This window comes from Neoasaia chiangmaiensis (assembly GCF_002005465.1).
Lineage (GTDB): Bacteria > Pseudomonadota > Alphaproteobacteria > Acetobacterales > Acetobacteraceae > Neoasaia > Neoasaia chiangmaiensis.
This window is the reverse complement of sequence record NZ_CP014691.1, coordinates 2,282,548-2,298,283: the sequence shown is the minus strand read 5'-3', so window position 1 is coordinate 2,298,283 and position 15,736 is coordinate 2,282,548. Positions and strand designations below refer to the sequence as shown.

At 62.9% G+C, this 15,736-nt stretch carries 16 protein-coding genes; 6 read left to right on the top strand and 10 right to left on the bottom strand.

The window, feature by feature from the left end:
* Positions 1-12 precede the first annotated feature (12 nt).
* From A0U93_RS11135 to A0U93_RS11125, 3 genes are all read right to left on the bottom strand, one after another.
* Complete coding sequence (locus tag A0U93_RS11135; protein ID WP_169852750.1) at positions 13-1,722, bottom strand: glycosyltransferase family 4 protein; 1,710 nt, start codon at positions 1,720-1,722, stop codon at positions 13-15.
* A 93-nt stretch (positions 1,723-1,815) separates the two neighbouring features.
* Positions 1,816-4,023: a glycosyltransferase gene (locus tag A0U93_RS11130; RefSeq protein ID WP_077807408.1), complete on the bottom strand. Its 2,208-nt coding sequence runs from the start codon at positions 4,021-4,023 to the stop codon at positions 1,816-1,818.
* Between the two features lie 72 nt (positions 4,024-4,095).
* Complete coding sequence (locus A0U93_RS11125) at positions 4,096-5,571, bottom strand: mannose-1-phosphate guanylyltransferase/mannose-6-phosphate isomerase (protein ID WP_077807407.1); 1,476 nt, start codon at positions 5,569-5,571, stop codon at positions 4,096-4,098.
* 235 nt (positions 5,572-5,806) lie between these two features.
* Between A0U93_RS11125 and A0U93_RS11120 the strand changes: the two genes are divergently transcribed.
* A complete protein-coding gene (locus A0U93_RS11120; RefSeq protein WP_149026879.1) occupies positions 5,807-6,682 on the top strand; it encodes a hypothetical protein in 876 nt (291 codons plus the stop codon).
* An 11-nt stretch (positions 6,683-6,693) separates the two neighbouring features.
* On the top strand, positions 6,694-7,662 hold the full coding sequence (locus A0U93_RS11115) for a hypothetical protein (protein ID WP_077807405.1): 969 nt from the start codon (positions 6,694-6,696) through the stop codon (positions 7,660-7,662).
* Here A0U93_RS11115 and A0U93_RS11110 read toward each other — a convergent pair.
* The 3 genes from A0U93_RS11110 to A0U93_RS11100 form a co-directional block, all read right to left on the bottom strand.
* On the bottom strand, positions 7,640-7,993 hold the full coding sequence (locus A0U93_RS11110) for a RidA family protein (RefSeq protein WP_077807404.1): 354 nt from the start codon (positions 7,991-7,993) through the stop codon (positions 7,640-7,642). The genes A0U93_RS11115 and A0U93_RS11110 overlap by 23 nt on opposite strands.
* A 4-nt stretch (positions 7,994-7,997) precedes the next feature.
* Positions 7,998-8,252: a DUF1150 family protein gene (locus A0U93_RS11105; protein WP_077808478.1), complete on the bottom strand. Its 255-nt coding sequence runs from the start codon at positions 8,250-8,252 to the stop codon at positions 7,998-8,000.
* A 66-nt stretch (positions 8,253-8,318) separates the two neighbouring features.
* Entirely contained in the window at positions 8,319-8,813 is a 495-nt protein-coding gene (locus tag A0U93_RS11100; RefSeq protein ID WP_077807403.1) for an Hsp20 family protein, read from the bottom strand.
* A 201-nt stretch (positions 8,814-9,014) separates the two neighbouring features.
* On the opposite strand from A0U93_RS11100, the gene def reads away from it, so the two are divergent.
* Genes def through truA form a run of 3 tightly spaced genes read left to right on the top strand, consistent with a single transcriptional unit; the run spans position 9,015 to position 11,272 of the window.
* Positions 9,015-9,563 (top strand): peptide deformylase, encoded by a 549-nt coding sequence (def, locus tag A0U93_RS11095; protein ID WP_077808477.1) that lies wholly within the window; start codon positions 9,015-9,017, stop codon positions 9,561-9,563.
* Between the two features lie 4 nt (positions 9,564-9,567).
* Positions 9,568-10,473: a methionyl-tRNA formyltransferase gene (gene fmt, locus A0U93_RS11090; RefSeq protein ID WP_077807402.1), complete on the top strand. Its 906-nt coding sequence runs from the start codon at positions 9,568-9,570 to the stop codon at positions 10,471-10,473.
* Positions 10,466-11,272 carry a tRNA pseudouridine(38-40) synthase TruA gene (gene truA / locus A0U93_RS11085; protein ID WP_245824837.1) on the top strand — a complete coding sequence of 269 codons (807 nt, stop codon included), beginning with the start codon at positions 10,466-10,468 and terminating at the stop codon, positions 11,270-11,272. The genes fmt and truA overlap by 8 nt, the downstream gene beginning before the upstream one ends.
* Here truA and A0U93_RS11080 read toward each other — a convergent pair.
* The 4 genes from A0U93_RS11080 to A0U93_RS11065 all read right to left on the bottom strand — a co-directional run bounded on the left by A0U93_RS11080 (position 11,247) and on the right by A0U93_RS11065 (position 14,216).
* Positions 11,247-11,870, bottom strand: coding sequence for a hypothetical protein (locus A0U93_RS11080; protein WP_077807400.1), 624 nt, complete (start codon positions 11,868-11,870; stop codon positions 11,247-11,249). The two genes, truA and A0U93_RS11080, sit on opposite strands and share 26 nt — an antisense overlap.
* Positions 11,867-12,997, bottom strand: a complete 1,131-nt coding sequence (gene dapE, locus A0U93_RS11075) for a succinyl-diaminopimelate desuccinylase (RefSeq protein ID WP_077807399.1) — start codon at positions 12,995-12,997, stop codon at positions 11,867-11,869. The genes A0U93_RS11080 and dapE overlap by 4 nt, the downstream gene beginning before the upstream one ends.
* A gap of 4 nt (positions 12,998-13,001) precedes the next feature.
* Positions 13,002-13,832, bottom strand: coding sequence for a 2,3,4,5-tetrahydropyridine-2,6-dicarboxylate N-succinyltransferase (dapD, locus tag A0U93_RS11070; protein ID WP_077807398.1), 831 nt, complete (start codon positions 13,830-13,832; stop codon positions 13,002-13,004).
* A gap of 144 nt (positions 13,833-13,976) precedes the next feature.
* Positions 13,977-14,216 (bottom strand): hypothetical protein, encoded by a 240-nt coding sequence (locus tag A0U93_RS11065; RefSeq protein ID WP_077807397.1) that lies wholly within the window; start codon positions 14,214-14,216, stop codon positions 13,977-13,979.
* A 178-nt stretch (positions 14,217-14,394) separates the two neighbouring features.
* On the opposite strand from A0U93_RS11065, the gene A0U93_RS11060 reads away from it, so the two are divergent.
* Positions 14,395-15,717, top strand: a complete 1,323-nt coding sequence (locus tag A0U93_RS11060) for a GGDEF domain-containing protein (RefSeq protein WP_211274005.1) — start codon at positions 14,395-14,397, stop codon at positions 15,715-15,717.
* Positions 15,718-15,736: the final 19 nt, after the last annotated feature.

Here is a 15,736-nt window from a genome sequence, read left to right as displayed (position 1 = left end):
GATCCGGATGGGTTATGCGCCCTGGCCGAGCGAGACGCCACGAAACGTCAGCTCGCCATTACAGCCCTGCGGAAATTTCACTCTGAACTCGTATGTATCGCCCGCTTCTTTCGCTTCGAACGCTACGCTCGGCGGCGACGCGTCCAGCTTGCGCAGCGTGATTTTACGCCGTGCCAGCGTGCCGTGCCGAACGGAGGCGACATCCACCTCGATCGTCCTGCCGCCCTCCATCCGCACGGATAAATCGAATGTCGCGACATAATGCGCAGGCGGTAATTCGATATATGGTCCGAAAATCAGGTGCCCCTTCGGATAATGACCCCAGGGGAAGCTCAGGCACCCATCTTCCACCTCGCCGCCCTTGTGACGAAAATCCCTGGCGGCAATCCGATAACCCCCACCACTTCCAATATTCTCGAACGGGGCGAAGCGCAGGCGATCGGCACGATCGAACAACATCCTGAATGTCTCGATATCGTAACGGGAGAAAAGGTTGTACCCGCTGTCCCGCTCGATCGCCTTCGTCTCCGTCGGGTGGCTCAGCGCTTTTTGCATCTGACCCGCGACAGCTGCCGCGAGCTGCGGCATCGCACGCAATGTGGTCGGCAGGGACGCATACACGTCGTGCGCGTTCAGGTTTTCCAGAGCGGACAGGGCATCGCGGATCTGCCCGTCCACGATCGCCGCCGTGTATGTCGCCAGAACATGGCGCTGGGCATCGAGCACCGCGCGATAGACCTTGTCGTCACGCAGGGACACCACGGCGGCGGCGAACATGTTGAGATCGTAAAGGTGGAAACCGAAAGGGTGATCGACCATCAGTTCACGCAGTGCGGTCGTGGACCAGACGACGGTCGGCAGGCCGCAGCGCATGGCCTCGAAAACCGGCAGCCCGAAACCTTCATGCTCCGATAGACACAGGAAAACGTCGGAGATGCGATAAAGCTCCTCCAGCGCCGCCTCGGAGACCTCGCCACAGAAGATGGTCTCCACGCCGTCAATCGTCTGCGCGAAAGCCGCGATATCTTCCTTCACGTCGTCTTCACGCCCCGCGAAGCGCACGGTGACCGGCCATCCTGTCGTCTCGTGCACGCGTCGGGCCACGGCAATGATCGCCTTATGTCCCTTGTGCTGCACCACACGCCCGACGAAAAGCATATTGATGGTGCCATCCGGCGCGAAAACGCGCGCTTTCGCAGGCCCCTCATCCGCTTTCTCGAGATAGCGACTGGCGGGGAAAACCACAGCCGAACGCGATGCCTGGCCACCGAGGGCAATGAACTGATCGCGCGTGAAGGAAGAATTCACCCAGAAAGACAGGTTCGGCTTGTCGGCGATATCGACGATATTGTCGAAGCCCTCGATCGTATGAACGAGGTATGCCTCCTTGGAAAAATAGAACCATGGCGACGTATTGTTGTGCCAGCGAATGACCGAACGCGCGGGACGCCGAACGAGGAACTCGTCCATCTCGCGCCATGCGCCGCAGTAATGATAGATCACCGTGCCGTCAGGATTGTTGCGGCACCAGTCATGAAACGCCATCAGCCCTTCGATCGGCACGCCGGCATAATGCCCGGTATCGAAACGCTCCGCGAAAATGCGAATGTCATGCGGCAGGTCCGGGAAAAAGTTCTTCACGCGCTGATATTCGTAGACGCAATCGTAACCGATCGAGTCGCTTTTTTCGAATAGCCCTTGTACGAGGAAAGCTATTTTCATGACCGTGTCCAAGTCCGTCCCAGCGCCGCCATGCAAGCGGATCATCGTTTCGCAAACGCCTTTCGACGTTCGAATTTCGTGCCGTCCGGCGCGTCAGCCGCCACCCATCGACGCAAGCTCGCCGCCAGCGTCCGCCGCAATGTCGCCGCATGCCGAAAGGGCCTTTTCATAGAAATCCCGCGCCTTCTTCTTGTCGCCGGTCATTTTGAAGAAATGGCCCATCTGAAGGCACAGATCGGCATCGCCCGGATTGAGCCGGTACGCGGCGGCATAACGGGACAGCGCGGTTTCGTTCACACCCGCTTCCTTGTACATATGCCCGGCCTGCACGAGATAGGCGAAGTTATCGGGATCGTCTTCCAGCCCGGCATCGTATAGCCGTGCCGCCTCCACCCATTGCCCGGCGTCGCGCGCGGCATTGCCTTGCCGGAATGTCCTGCGGGCGCGTCGCTTGCCCGGCATCCGCCGCAACGCCGTGCCCCATGCGGGCCAGGTTAATGTCGGCAACGTGAAAGACGGCACGCCGCTCGCCGGTGCCGCCTTGCCAACGGTTGCCGGAACATCGGTCTTCGTCACTGTGGCGCCGGAGAAGACCAGGCTGCCAAGGAACGGCTCCACCGCGCGCAGTCGCAATTCCATCCGTGCGCCTTCCTGCGCCCAGCCGAACGCGATCGGCTCATCCAGCCGGTAGATACCCTGTCCAAGCGTCAGGCTACGCTTGACGCATTCCTGCCCGTCCGCGCTGACGTCGATTTCGAACGCGAAAATACCGTCGGAATCGATGGTCAGGACGGCGTCCATCGTGGCCTCGTATTGCCCGACCGGCAACCGCGCATAAGGTCCGAAAACGAGATACGCAGCGGGCATCGTCTGCGCCGTCGGGCCATTGCCCTCAGCCGACGTGCTTTTCGTCCCAACGTGACGATGCAAGGAGAACTCGGCAGGTGGAAACATGACCGACGGGCGCGCGACGGGTGTCGTCAAGGCGGTAATGATGTCCTGCTTCTGCCGGATGAAATCCTTGAACATCCGCAGGTCGTAAAGCGATGTGACGTTGATGTGCGCGTCGAACGCCACGGTATCGTCGAAGCTCTTCGGATGGACTTCCAGCATGCGACGATGCGCCGTATCCAGCGCCTGCGCGATATTGGGCCGGAAGCGGACGGCGGCACGCATCAGGTCGTCGTTGGCAGGTTGTCCCCACGGGCTCTCGACGGCCGCCAGCGCATCATTGACCTGCCCGGCGATCATTGCGGCCGTATATTGCCGCGCGATCGCATATTGCACCTCCAGCAGTTGCGTTTTCACGCCCGGCTGTTTCAGGGCAGCGACGGCAGCGGCGAAAAGATCCAGATCGAAATTCGGAAAAGCGAATGGATGATCGGCCAGTAACGTGCGGAACGCGGTCGTCGCCCAGGCGACGACGGGCAATCGATGGCGCATGGCCTCGAAAACCGGCAAACCGAAGCCTTCATGTTCGGAAAGACAGATGAACGCATCGGCATGCCGATAGAGCGACATCAGCGCATCATCCGGAATGGCGCCATGCACCACGATTTCGGCGCGGGCTGCCTTAATCGCATCGCGTAGTTTCGTGGAGAACGCGCTCGGCTCGTCGAACCCTTTTCCCACGATATGCAGCCGAACGGGTTGGTCGGTTATTTCCCGGACACGGTCGGCCAGAGCGATTGCGTTGGTATGTCCCTTGTGCGCCACCACGCGGCTGACGAACAGCAGGTCGAAACCGTCGCCGGCATTCGTCGGGTCATCCGCCGTCGGCCAGCTCGTTTCGGAATCGAGGTAGCGGCTGGCCGGATAGACGACCCGGCACCGCTCCGCCGATGCGCCCAATGCAAGAAGCTGCTCCCGCGTGAAGTCGGAATTTCCCCAGAACCAGGTTTCGCTCCGGTCGATGAACGCCATGACGGTGCGATAACCCAGAAGCGCATGATTGGCGTTCTGGTTCTGCACGCCGAAAGTGAACCAGGGCGGCGTCGCATTGTGCCAGCGCACGATCAGCTTTCGGCCTTCGGCACGCCATTGCGCGCCCTGCGGCAAGTGGCCATCGCAATAATGCAGCAGCACGACGATCCCCTTATCGTCCGCCAGCCACTGCTCCGCGCGCTCAAAGGTCTCTACCGGCACATCGGGAAACGCCGTGACGTCGTATGCGCCCGCGAAAACACGTACCTCCTCAACCAGCGGACACGTTTCCGACAACAGCCGATAGTGATGGGCAACATCGTTGCAGACGGCATCGTATCGCTCCGACATGGCCACCGCCAGAATCGCAACCTTCACTCTCGTTCTCTCCGGCTTGCTGTCATGCGGATATCAATCGACCGGAACGGCCACCGCGTGAGGGCGCGAGACTCAGCCCTGCTGCACCCGGCTATAGACGTCCTCGATGCGGACGATGTCGTCCTCGCCGAGATAGGGTCCGGACTGCACCTCGATCAGGGTCAGCGGGATCTTGCCCGGGTTCTCGAGCCGGTGCACGCAGCCCAGCGGCAGGTAGATGCTCTCGTTCTCGCGCACCATGTGCTGTTCCTCGTCGCGCGTGACGATCGCCGTGCCCTCGACCACCACCCAGTGCTCGGCGCGATGGAAGTGCTTCTGCAGCGACAGCTTCTGGTTGGGCTCGACGACGATGCGCTTGACCTGGAAGCGATCGCCCTGGATCAGCCCCTCGTAGAAGCCCCAGGGGCGATAGTTGCGGTTATGGCTGAGCGCTTCCTTGCGGCCGGCAGCCCGCAGGCGGCTGACCATGTGCTTGACGTCCTGCGCACGGTCGCGATGCGAGACCATCACCGCATCCTGCGTCACCACGACGATCAGGTCCTCCACGCCGGCCACCGTCGCCACGATGCCGTCGGAGCGGACATAGCAGTTCCGGGCACGGTCGAGGAACACGTCGCCATAGGTGGCGTTGCCGTCGTCGTCCTTGGGGCTGAGTTCCCACAGCGCATCCCAGCTGCCGATGTCCGACCAGCCGAAATCGCCCGGCACCACCGCGGCCCGCTGCGTGCGCTCGGCAATCGCATAGTCCACCGAGATGTCCGGCGCCGCGCCGAAGCCTGCGGCGCCGAGACGCTCGAAATCCAGATCGGTCTGACGTTCGGCCACGGCGCGACGCACGTTCTCATACACCTGCGGCTCATGGGCCTGGGTCTCGGCCAGCAGGGTCTTCGCCTGGGCCACGAACATGCCCGAGTTCCACAGGTGCCGCCCGTCCGCCACCAGCGTCTCGGCATCGGCGGCGCTCGGCTTCTCGACGAACTTCGCCACGCGATAGACATGCGCGAGATTCGCGATTTCCTCGCCGCGCTCGATATAGCCGTAGCCGGTTTCCGGTCGCGTGGGCTTCATGCCGAAGGTGACGAACAGGCCGTCATTGGCCGCGGATACGGCACTTTGCAGCGCCTGCCCCAGTGCCCCGGCATCGGTAATGGCCGCATCCGCCGCCATCACCCACAGCACGGCGTCCGGATCCGTCTCGGCCACCAGGAAGGCGGCCGCCGCGATCGCCGGGGCGGAATTGCGCGCCACCGGCTCCAGCACGATGCGCGCATCGTGGATGCCGACCTCACGCAGCTGCTCGGCGATGATGAAACGATGCTCGGCGTTGCACACCACGATCGGCGCGGACAGGCCCGCGCCCTCGCCGCGCAGCGCCGTCTCCTGCAGCAGCGTCTTGTCCGTCAGCAGCGGCCAGAACTGCTTCGGATAGCTCCCGCGCGAGATCGGCCACAGCCGGCTGCCCGAGCCGCCCGACAGGATCACCGGCACGATACGCGGCGCGCCGGATACTACAGGCTTGATGGTCAGATCCACAGGGCGTTCGCTCATCTTACATTCCCAATACCAGCCGAGCGTGGCGTTATATCCTTCTCGATCGGGTTTGTATAATGCCGCGCCGACCGGTCGGTCAGCAGTTCATCAGGAAACGGAGTTTCTCAGTCGATTTTTTTTGCAATTGATAGTCGTTCTCATTTAAGTTGCGCTCGTTTTCGACAACAGGACGACTCCGATGGCGCTGATCCACAATGCGAATACGGCATGGCCTCCGAAGAGGGCCCGTCTGATGCCGGCGATCCATTATCTTGACCCACGCCAGTCCTGGCGGGCCGCACTCGACCACTGCGTAGTGCGCTTCCGGGATGTCCGTACCTGCCAGAACGGTTCCGCCTATCATAATGAACTGGCCTTTCACATTCTGAAGGCCGTCCACTGGTGGCATGTGGATTTCGATCCCGGAAGCGCCCTCGGCATCACGCAGGCAACCTTGCAGGATCTCGCCGCCATGCATGCATCCGGCAACATGGAAGACGAGGCGTTGTTCGATCTGCTGACGACACAGCATCATCTGCGTGCCAACGATGCGGATCATATCCTGATCCTCGGACGCGAGACGACCTTGCCGCTGAACATCCTGTTCGGCGTGGACGGATCGCGCCAGTTTCGTTTCGGCTGGTTGGTGGCGGAGGAAATGCCGCACTGGTCTCCCCAGCAGTTTCGGGATTTCCTGAGCGCATGGATCGCCGTGCGCGTCATGATCAGCCAGAAGGGCCACCATCTTTTCGACCGGGACGAATGGCTTTCCACCCGCCGTGAGCACGCCCAGGCCATGTTGTGGAACCGCTATGCCGATCATGCCGACGATACCAGGCTGACCACACGCTATCGTGCCGCAACCGCTCTCGCCGCCAGTTGCCGCTCGACCTTCGGTATGGTCGAATTCGAACGCATCGTGCAGGAACTGGCTTTCGATATCGCGCGAAGGGCCGGCGATACTGGCCAATCCCTCCGGCAGTTCATTCAGGCTTCGGGCCAGTTGCAGGACTCGCTTCGTGTTCGGATGCTCATCAAGCAACAGGCGCGACAGCATGTGCGCACCACGATCACGCCCACGGCGCGAGAGGCGTACGAGATCATGCTCGATACGTTGGCAGCCCAATGAGAAGCGCCACCATGGACGACAAACAACCCACGCGGGACGCGGCCTGGCATCTGACGCACTCCCGACCGGGGAAACTGCTCGATTATCTTGACCCCTGTCGCCCGCTTTCGCGTCAACTCGACACGCTGATCCGGCGTTTCAACGACATCCAGGCGTTTTGCGCATCGCACAACGCGGGCGAGGACCTGATCTCACTCCGAAACGCCCTGGCATTCCATCTGGTGAAGATGTCCTGCTGGTGGGATCTGGCGTTCTGTCCCCGTGCCGTCACAGGCGTCCGAAATCCAGCCTTCCTGACGATGGTCAAGGAACACGCAGCGCGATCGGCAGACGATGAGGCATTCCTGGATCTCTTCACATGCCAGTCGTATATGCGCCGTGGCGCTACGGATCACATTCTGATCATCGGCCACGACATGCGAGAGCCGGGCCTGCTCTTCGGCCTGGACGGCCAACGCCGCTTCCGCTTCACCCTACCGGGCGATCCGGCCGATCCCGCATGGGCGCAGTCAGGCTATCGGGATTTCACGTCCGCCTGGCTGGCGGCCTGGACCTGTCATTGTCCGGGCACCGGCTGCTGTGCCACCTTGCAGCAGCACCTGCATGCCGAGCGCGAGTTCGGCTGGGCGCAGCGCTGGAACCGTCGTTATTTCAGCAAGCCTTATGAAAAGACTGCCGTCGTCGACTACGTGCAAGCCTGCGCCGAAGCCTCGCGTTGCCGCACGCCATTCGGCTGCATGGTGTTCGGCGACGTCATCAATCGGCTTGCCTTCGACGTGATATCCATCGCCGCGCATCAGAAAATGACCTTGCCGGAGATGTTCTCGGCGGCCGGCGCCGGAGACATCGTGGCCGATGCCGTGCCGGTCGTCGAATTACAGGCCCTGAGCCATATCGATCATGGGTTGGACCCGCAACTCTGTCCCGTTGCTTTCGACCGGCCGGTTGCCGAATGGTTCAGCAGGCGGCGATCGCGGTGATTTCCACCCGCCAGGCCGGATCGACCAGCCTGGCTTCGACCGTCGCACGCGCCGGCTTATGGCGTGGATCAAGCCATGCGTCCCAGGCACGATTCATGGCCACGCTTTCATTGATGTCGGTCAGGAAAATCTGCACCGAAAGCAGGCGGGACTTGTCCGTGCCCGCTTCGGCCAGCAGCGCGTCGATCTGACGCAGTATGTCAGCCGTCTGGCCTTCCGTATCCAGCGTCGCATCGTCCGCCACCTGACCGGCCAGATAGAGGACGCCGCCATGACGGACGGCGCCACTCAGGCGATTTTCCTCGGCGAACCGCTTGATGTCGGCCGTCATGCGATCAATGAATCCACGCCGGGATCATCTCATGATCGATGATAGCCTCCACCGCGCTGTCGCGATCTTCTGCCAGAGCCATCGGCGTGCCGTCGGCCGCGTGAATGGCAAAGGCATCTTCCCCCTCGAACGTCACGGCCTTGACATAGGCAAGCTTGCTCATGCCGAGATTACGCAGTTCGCGGTTCGTGATCCGACGCAGGTCGGCCGGAATCTTTTCCTTCGTGTCGGAAAAGTCGTCCTGGAAAGGATTGCTCATGATCTTGATCCTGACGCGAAGGCGCATGCCTGAAATGGATATGACACCAACGCGGTTAAGTTTTCCTTATTCTTCATCGATGTCGCGTACAGCGCGCGACCGGCGCGGCTTGGGGACATCGATCTGCTGGCCATTCGAGGCGCCGTTCTGTCGGCCCTGCGTAATGGCGATCCGCTTCACCCGCACTTCAGGTTGCGGACGATGAAGGTCGATATGCAGAAGCCCGTTGTCAAGCCACGCATCGCCGATCTCGATACCTTCCGCCAGTACGAAAGCCTTCTGGAACTGTCGCGCGGCAATCCCGCGATGCAGGAATACCTTCCCCTGACTGTCATCCGTCTGCCGGCCACGGATGACGAGCTGGTTATCCTCCTGCGTGATATGCAGATCGTCCATGACGAAACCCGCCACGGCCAGCGTGATGCGCAGCGTGGTCTGGTTGAGCTGTTCGATATTGTAGGGAGGATACCCGTCGGATGCGGTTTTGGCGGCGCGCTCAAGCATCTGCTCGAGATGATCGAACCCCAGAAACATCGGCGATGTGAATAAACGACCGGACAACACGAGCCTCCTCCAAGAGCGAGACGAAAAACCGCGCGGCCCGCAGATCGGCGCCACGCTTCCGAAACAAGATATGGTGAGGTCGTGGTCACACGCAAGAGCGCCAATCAGACCGATGGCGTCCGGATTGGTGGGCCGATGCGTCGCTTTCGTCGGATTCGCGTCTGGCATTTCCCGCAATGCCTCGCTACATCGCGAGCGATGACTGAGTTCGATTTCCTGAGCAGCGTCGACGACGTGCCGCCGACCCCGATCCTGATCGCGCCGCAAGCCGTGCTGCGCACGCCTGCCCGACCGGTACGCCCGGAGGATATGAGCCTTCTGCGCGACAGCCTGCCGGGCATGTTTTCCGCCATGTACAAGGCGCCCGGCATCGGGCTTGCCGCCCCGCAGATCGGGCTGGGCCTGCGCTTCGCCCTGGTGGACGTGGCCGATGAAGGCACGCGCGATCCGATCCTGATGATTAACCCGGAGGTCATCTCGGAATCGGACGAAATGGCCGCGCGCGAGGAAGGCTGCCTGTCCCTGCCCAACCAGTATGCGGAAGTGGTCCGTCCGCATGCCGTGCGTGTCCGCTATCGCACGCTGGACGGCCGGGTGGAGGAACGCGACGCCGACGACCTGCTGGCCACCTGCATGCAGCACGAGATCGACCATCTGGACGGCATCCTGTTCGTCGACCATCTCTCCTCGCTCAAGCGCAACATGCTCATGCGGCGCCTGGCCAAGGAACAGAAAGCCCGGCGCTGATCCGATGCGGCTGATCTTCATGGGAACGCCGGATTTCGCGGTGCCGTCGCTGACGGCTCTGCATGATGCCGGACACGACATCGCCGCCGTCTACACGCAACCGCCCCGGCCCGCCGGTCGCGGCAAGGCCGTCCGACGTTCGCCCGTGCACGAGGCCGCCGATGCCCTCGGCCTGCCGGTCCGCACGCCCGAGCGGGTCAAGCGCGACACTGCGGCGCATGAAGCCTTCGCCGCACTGAACGCCGATGCGGCGATCGTCGCGGCCTACGGGTTGATCCTGCCCGTCGCGATGCTGGTTGCGCCGCGTCTGGGGTGCCTGAACATCCATGCCAGCCTGCTGCCGCGCTGGCGTGGCGCATCCCCAATCCAGTCCGCCATCCTGGCAGGCGATGCACGCAGCGGCATCTCGATCATGCAGATGGACGAAGGACTCGATACGGGCGCGGTGCTGGCCGAAGCCGCCGTCGATCTCGCACCCGATGAAACCGCCAGCACGCTGCACGACCGTCTGGCCGCGCTGGGTGCGGATCTCCTGACCCGAACCATAGCCCAGCCGCTTCATGCCACGCCACAACCGAGCGAAGGCGTGACCTACGCCGAACGTCTGACGCGCGACAGCGGCCGTATCGACTGGTCCCGCCCCGCCGGGGAGATCGAACGGCAGATCCGTGGCCTGACGCCCTGGCCGGGCGCTTTCACGCTGTGGAACGGCATGGTGCTGAAAATCGGCGCGGCGACCCTCGTTTCCAGCAGCGGCGAACCCGGCACCCTGCTGGACGATACGCTGACGGTCGCCTGCGGCACGGGCGCGCTGCGCCTGTCCCGCCTGCAACGGCCCGGTCGCGCCATGATGGACGCCGATGCCTTCCTGCGCGGGCAGGTCATTCCCAAAGGTAGCCGCCTTGGCTGACGACCCCGCACCCGGCTTTCGCCGTTGGGCGCTGAAACTGGAATATGACGGCACAGGGCTGGTCGGCTGGCAGCGCCAGAATAACGGCGTATCGGTTCAGGAACTGCTCGAAAGTGCTGCGGCACGGCTAATCGGCGGCCGCCCGTTGTCCAGCGCCACGGCCGGTCGCACCGATGCCGGCGTGCATGCAGCGGGCATGGTCGTGCAACTGGACCTGCCGGACGATGCGGTGACGGATGCACGGCAGATCCGGGATGGAATCAGCTTTCATCTCAAGCCGCATCGCGTGGCCATTCTGGCGGCCGCGCCCGCGGCACCGGGCTGGCACGCCCGGTTTTCCGCCACGTCGCGCGCCTATCGCTATACGATCCTCAACCGCCCGACCCGCCCGGTTCTCCAAATGAACCACGTCTGGCATGTCAGACGGCCCCTGGATGTCGAGGCCATGCGCGAGGGTGCGGCACTCCTGATCGGACGGCACGATTTCTCGTCCTTCCGCGCGGCTGCCTGTCAGGCAAGCGGACCGGTCCGCACGCTGGATGTGCTGGATGTGCGCCGCGAGGGTGAGATCGTGACGATCGACGCCATGGCACGGTCGTTCCTGCATCATCAGGTGCGCAATCTGGCCGGGTCGCTGCAACTGGTCGGTATCGGCCAGTGGTCGCCCGCAAAACTCGGCGCCGTTCTGGCGGCCTGCGACCGGCGGCAAGCCGGACCGACCGCCCCTTCCGAAGGCCTCTGCCTGACGGCGGTCGGCTACCCGGCCGACCCGTTCAGCGCTGGAACATCGGCGTCGTGAGTTCCGTCCAGACGTTGTAATGCGGCGGCAGCATCGCCGCCACGTAATAGAGCGCAATCGTCGTGGTCAGCACGATGCCAACCAGCAGAAGAGCCTGGGACCAGCGCAGGACCAGTCCCGCGCGCGCCACGAACCAGCTGAGCCAGAGGTCATACGCCTCGATCACGATCAGCACGCCCAGCGTCGCCCCTTTCGTATCGGCAATCGCGGGCGCGATGACGTGCAGAAGACCCCCGGCGGTCAGCGACAGGACCGGCGGCAGCCAGTCGCTCCACAGCATGGCACTGGCATATCGTGTCCAGAGCCCTTGCCGCGACCAATGGGCAGCGAGTGCCTGCGTCACCACCAGCCGCAGCAACAGGGCCGTCAGCAGTAGCATGATCTTCGTCAGTTCCCGCGCGGAGGGGCCTTGCAGGAACTGCAACACCACCACCACGAGGAAAAGCGCCAGGCTCGGTGCCATTGCGGAAAGCACGGCGTCGCGACCGGAACGGAAACAGTTCAGTCCGGCCGCATCCCCACGACCCAGCAGGAGGACACCGCGCGGGATCGATGCCAGCGGTCCACGGGGCGTAGGCGAACCGGATTCAGACGTCACAGGCCGAATGCCTCCATGAATTCTCGATAGATGTCGCGCAGCTGGCGCAAATCCGCCAGCGCCACGTGCTCATCGGCTTTATGCATGCTCGCGCCGACAAGACCAAATTCCGCTACTGGACAATACGCGGCGATGAAGCGCGCATCGGACGTGCCACCGCCGGTATCCAGCACCGGTGCATGTCCCGTCACCTTCTCGACCGCCGCCGAAAGGCAACGGACGGCCTCGCCCGGCGCGGTCAGGAAAGCCTCGCCACTGATTCGCGCGTCCACCTCCGCATCCGGCGCATGACGCGCTACGACCCGTTCGATCCAGGCTACCAGATCGTCGCCGCGATGGCGGTCGTTGAAGCGGATATTCAGACTGGCGCGCGCGATGGCCGGGATGACATTCGTCGTCGGATTGCCGACATCCATACTCGTGATCTGCAGGGAGGACGGCTCAAAGGCCTCGGTGCCCTCGTCCAGAACGTGATGGGTCAGATCGTGCAGAATATCGATCAGCCGATGATTCGGATTATCGGCGCGATGCGGATAGGCGACATGCCCCTGCACGCCACGCACCGTGATCGTGGCGCTCAGGCTGCCGCGCCGCCCGATTTTAATCATCTCGCCCATGGCGGATGGATTGGTCGGCTCACCCAGCAGACAGAAATCCGGAATATGGCCATTCGCGGCCATCCAGGGCAGCACCTCACGCGTCCCATGCCGCGCGGGCCCTTCCTCATCCCCGGTAATCAACAGGCTGATCGTGCCATTCGGCCCGCCTCGCGCCACGACATCGGCGACTGCCGCAATGAACGCGGCGATACCGCCCTTCATGTCCACCGCGCCGCGACCATAGAGGATACCGTCCGCGACGATGCCGTCGAACGGCCCGTATCGCCATGACGCGCCGGGCGGCACGACATCCGTATGCCCGGCGAAACAGAGATGCGGCCCGCCGTCACCCAGGCGGGCGAATAAATTCGGCGTCGGCGCATCTGCCGGACCGAAGTCGAGCCGCGTCACGACGAAGCCAAGCCGTTCCAGCGTGGAGGACACGACATCGAGTGCGCCCCCGTCCACCGGCGTGACGGACGGACAGGCCAGAAGTGTCTGAAGGAAGGCCGTGACGTCCAGCGTCATGCGTTCAGTCGCGCAGCAGTTCGTTGATGGACGTCTTGGAGCGCGTACGCTCGTCCACGCGCTTGACGATCACCGCGCAGGCGAGGTGCGGCGCTTCCGGCGTCTTGCCCGGCAGCGTGCCCGGCACGACGACCGAGTAGGCCGGAACGCGACCCATATGGATTTCACCGGTCGCCCGATCCACGATCTTCGTGGACGCACCGATGAACACGCCCATGGACAACACGGCCCCACGCTCGACGATCACGCCTTCGGCCACTTCCGAACGGGCACCGATGAAGCAGTCATCCTCGATGATGACCGGCGCGGCCTGCAAGGGCTCCAGGACGCCGCCAATCCCCGCGCCACCGCTGATATGCACATTGCGGCCGATCTGCGCGCAGGAGCCGACCGTCGCCCAGGTGTCCACCATCGTGCCGCTGTCAACGCGCGCGCCGACATTCACGAAGCTCGGCATCAACACGACGTTCGGCGCGATAAAGGCGGAATGACGCACAACCGCACCCGGAACGGCGCGAAACCCGGCTTCGGCGAAACGGAACTGATCCCAACCATCGAATTTCAATGGCACCTTGTCGAAGCCCGGCACCCCGGCACAGGCACGCTCGACCACGCGGCTTTCGTTGAGACGGAAAGACAGCAGCACGGCCTTCTTCAGCCATTCATGAACGATCCAGCCGCCGTTTTCGGGCGATGCAACGCGCAGCTCCCCCTTGTCGAGCAGGTCCAGCGCCGTCTCGACCGCGTCACGATCCGCACCTTCCGTATGGGCATTCAGCGCATCGCGGCGCTCCCAAAGCGTTTCGATCGTCGTGCGGAGCTGGGTATGAGGCATGGATTGTTCCCGGAATTCGGCGCAAGAATTTCGGCCGGACCATGCGGACCGCCAACGATGGAGTCAACGCGTCTTGGTCCCCTATCGCGGCATCACCGGATATTTTTTGGAAAAATGACGTCGCTCCGCCACACGCCCCGGCACTTATGAGGTGCACATATGGTAGAGAAAGACGCACCCGAAGACGATCGCGGCAATGAAGAGGCCGAGATTGTAATGCAGATGGTTCTGCTCATCGATCGTCGTGTAATAGCATCCCAGCCCCAGAAAGACGGCGAACAGCACGAATCCGATCGCCATCCCAAGTGTTCTGGACTTGAATTTCTTGATGTCCTGCCGGTTCTGCTCGGCATGCCGATCGGGCGTCGGGCCAATTCGATCCATTTACAATGATCCTTCCGTTCGGTCCTGTGCAGGCAGCCGCACCACTCAGATCGCGTACTGCATCGATTTTGTTGGTAGCGCGCTTATAGATCGCGGGCGTTAACGGGTCTTTAATTTTTCATGTCGTATCTTGCCTGGCATGCCCCAAATCTTGCCCGTAACAAGCTCCGATACCGCGATGCCGTCGCCGGACGACAGCGATCACGTCGCCCTTCTGGAGGCCCTGATCGACAGCCGCGAGCGCTGGCGTCAATTGAGCCGCACGGCCTTCGACGTGCTGTTCGAAACGGACGAACGCGGGCGCCTGACCATGCTCGTTCCAATCGACAGACACGACATCGCGTCTGAACAACTGCTGGGACAACCCGCGGATCGGCTATGGTCGTCGGGCGAGCAGACATCGTTTGATCCGCGCATGGTGCGGAAACGTTTTCCGGTGGCGGCGGGTATCTATCTTTCGGTTCTGCCGCGCTTCAACCAGGAGGGTGAATGCCAGGGCGCCTATGCCGGGCTGCTTTACGCCGACCCCGCACCATCCGCCGCAACCGCCCCGATCAGGGAAAACCTGCCGTCAGCCCTGCAGCGGGCGCTGGCCGCCCTGCGCGATGAGACAACACCGGTAAACGGCGCCGTCGCGGCTTCCGAATCGCTGTGTCGCGATCTTGGCGTGGACGGTGGTGCCGTCATGCTGGCCCAGGACGTGCCGGGCGACGTCGAGACCATGACGGACAATATGTGGCAACCCCTGCGTCAATGGGGCGGGACGTTCATGGACACGGACAAGCCGCTGGACAACGCCACCAACCATCCGACCTGCCGCGCATGGCGCCTTGACGATAAGGCCTTCCTCTGGGCAAGCGCGCGCCTGCGTTTCGGCGGCGGCGTAGGCCTTCTTCTCCGCAGGACAGAAGATTGGTCCGCCGCCGAGAAAGAAACCGCAACCTTGCTTGTCGGCATGATGGCCGGGCAGCTGGAACTCGACGCCCTGCATCGACGCGCGATATTCGACGCGCCGTTCGACCCGGCATCGCATCTGCTCACCTGGCATGGCTTCCAACAGGAAATTGCCCGTCGCCTCCCACGCCTCGACCGCGAATATATGTCGGCCACGATGATCGTCATATGCATTCAGGGATTGTCGGACCTGCTGTCGGACCAAAACGGTCTCCATGCCGGCGATGCGCTGAATCAGGTTGTCTCACTGGTGCGCAACGCCGTACGCCCGACGGATATCGTGGGGCGCCTCAACACGGAATGCTTCCTGCTCTGGCTCGATGGCGGCGATCGATTCGCAGCAGCCGAGCGCGCCGAGCGCATGACGACCCACGGTGCTCCTATCCTGCTCGATACCACCCATCATCTGCCAGTGCGTATCGGGCTCGTAACACGCGAACCGCAGAGCACGGACCTGCTGGACGATTACCTCGAACGGGCAACGCTGGCGCTAAGGGAGGCGCAGGGCGGCGACAGGAAGTGGGTTTTCTCGCACGAAGCGCCCTGAAAGGCGTGACGACCGCCCT

Excerpts from the sequence above, each read along its gene's own strand:
- fmt (WP_077807402.1), top strand. The coding sequence starts at position 9,568 with ATGCGGCTGATCTTCATGGGAACGCCGGATTTCGCGGTGCCGTCGCTG.
- A0U93_RS11065 (WP_077807397.1), bottom strand. The coding sequence starts at position 14,216 with ATGGATCGAATTGGCCCGACGCCCGATCGGCATGCCGAGCAGAACCGG.
- A0U93_RS11120 (WP_149026879.1), top strand. The coding sequence starts at position 5,807 with ATGCCGGCGATCCATTATCTTGACCCACGCCAGTCCTGGCGGGCCGCA.
- A0U93_RS11110 (WP_077807404.1), bottom strand. The coding sequence starts at position 7,993 with ATGACGGCCGACATCAAGCGGTTCGCCGAGGAAAATCGCCTGAGTGGC.
- A0U93_RS11105 (WP_077808478.1), bottom strand. The coding sequence starts at position 8,252 with ATGAGCAATCCTTTCCAGGACGACTTTTCCGACACGAAGGAAAAGATT.
- def (WP_077808477.1), top strand. The coding sequence starts at position 9,015 with ATGACTGAGTTCGATTTCCTGAGCAGCGTCGACGACGTGCCGCCGACC.
- A0U93_RS11135 (WP_169852750.1), bottom strand. The coding sequence starts at position 1,722 with ATGAAAATAGCTTTCCTCGTACAAGGGCTATTCGAAAAAAGCGACTCG.
- A0U93_RS11060 (WP_211274005.1), top strand. The coding sequence starts at position 14,395 with ATGCCGTCGCCGGACGACAGCGATCACGTCGCCCTTCTGGAGGCCCTG.
- dapD (WP_077807398.1), bottom strand. The coding sequence starts at position 13,832 with ATGCCTCATACCCAGCTCCGCACGACGATCGAAACGCTTTGGGAGCGC.
- dapE (WP_077807399.1), bottom strand. The coding sequence starts at position 12,997 with ATGACGCTGGACGTCACGGCCTTCCTTCAGACACTTCTGGCCTGTCCG.
- A0U93_RS11125 (WP_077807407.1), bottom strand. The coding sequence starts at position 5,571 with ATGAGCGAACGCCCTGTGGATCTGACCATCAAGCCTGTAGTATCCGGC.
- A0U93_RS11115 (WP_077807405.1), top strand. The coding sequence starts at position 6,694 with ATGGACGACAAACAACCCACGCGGGACGCGGCCTGGCATCTGACGCAC.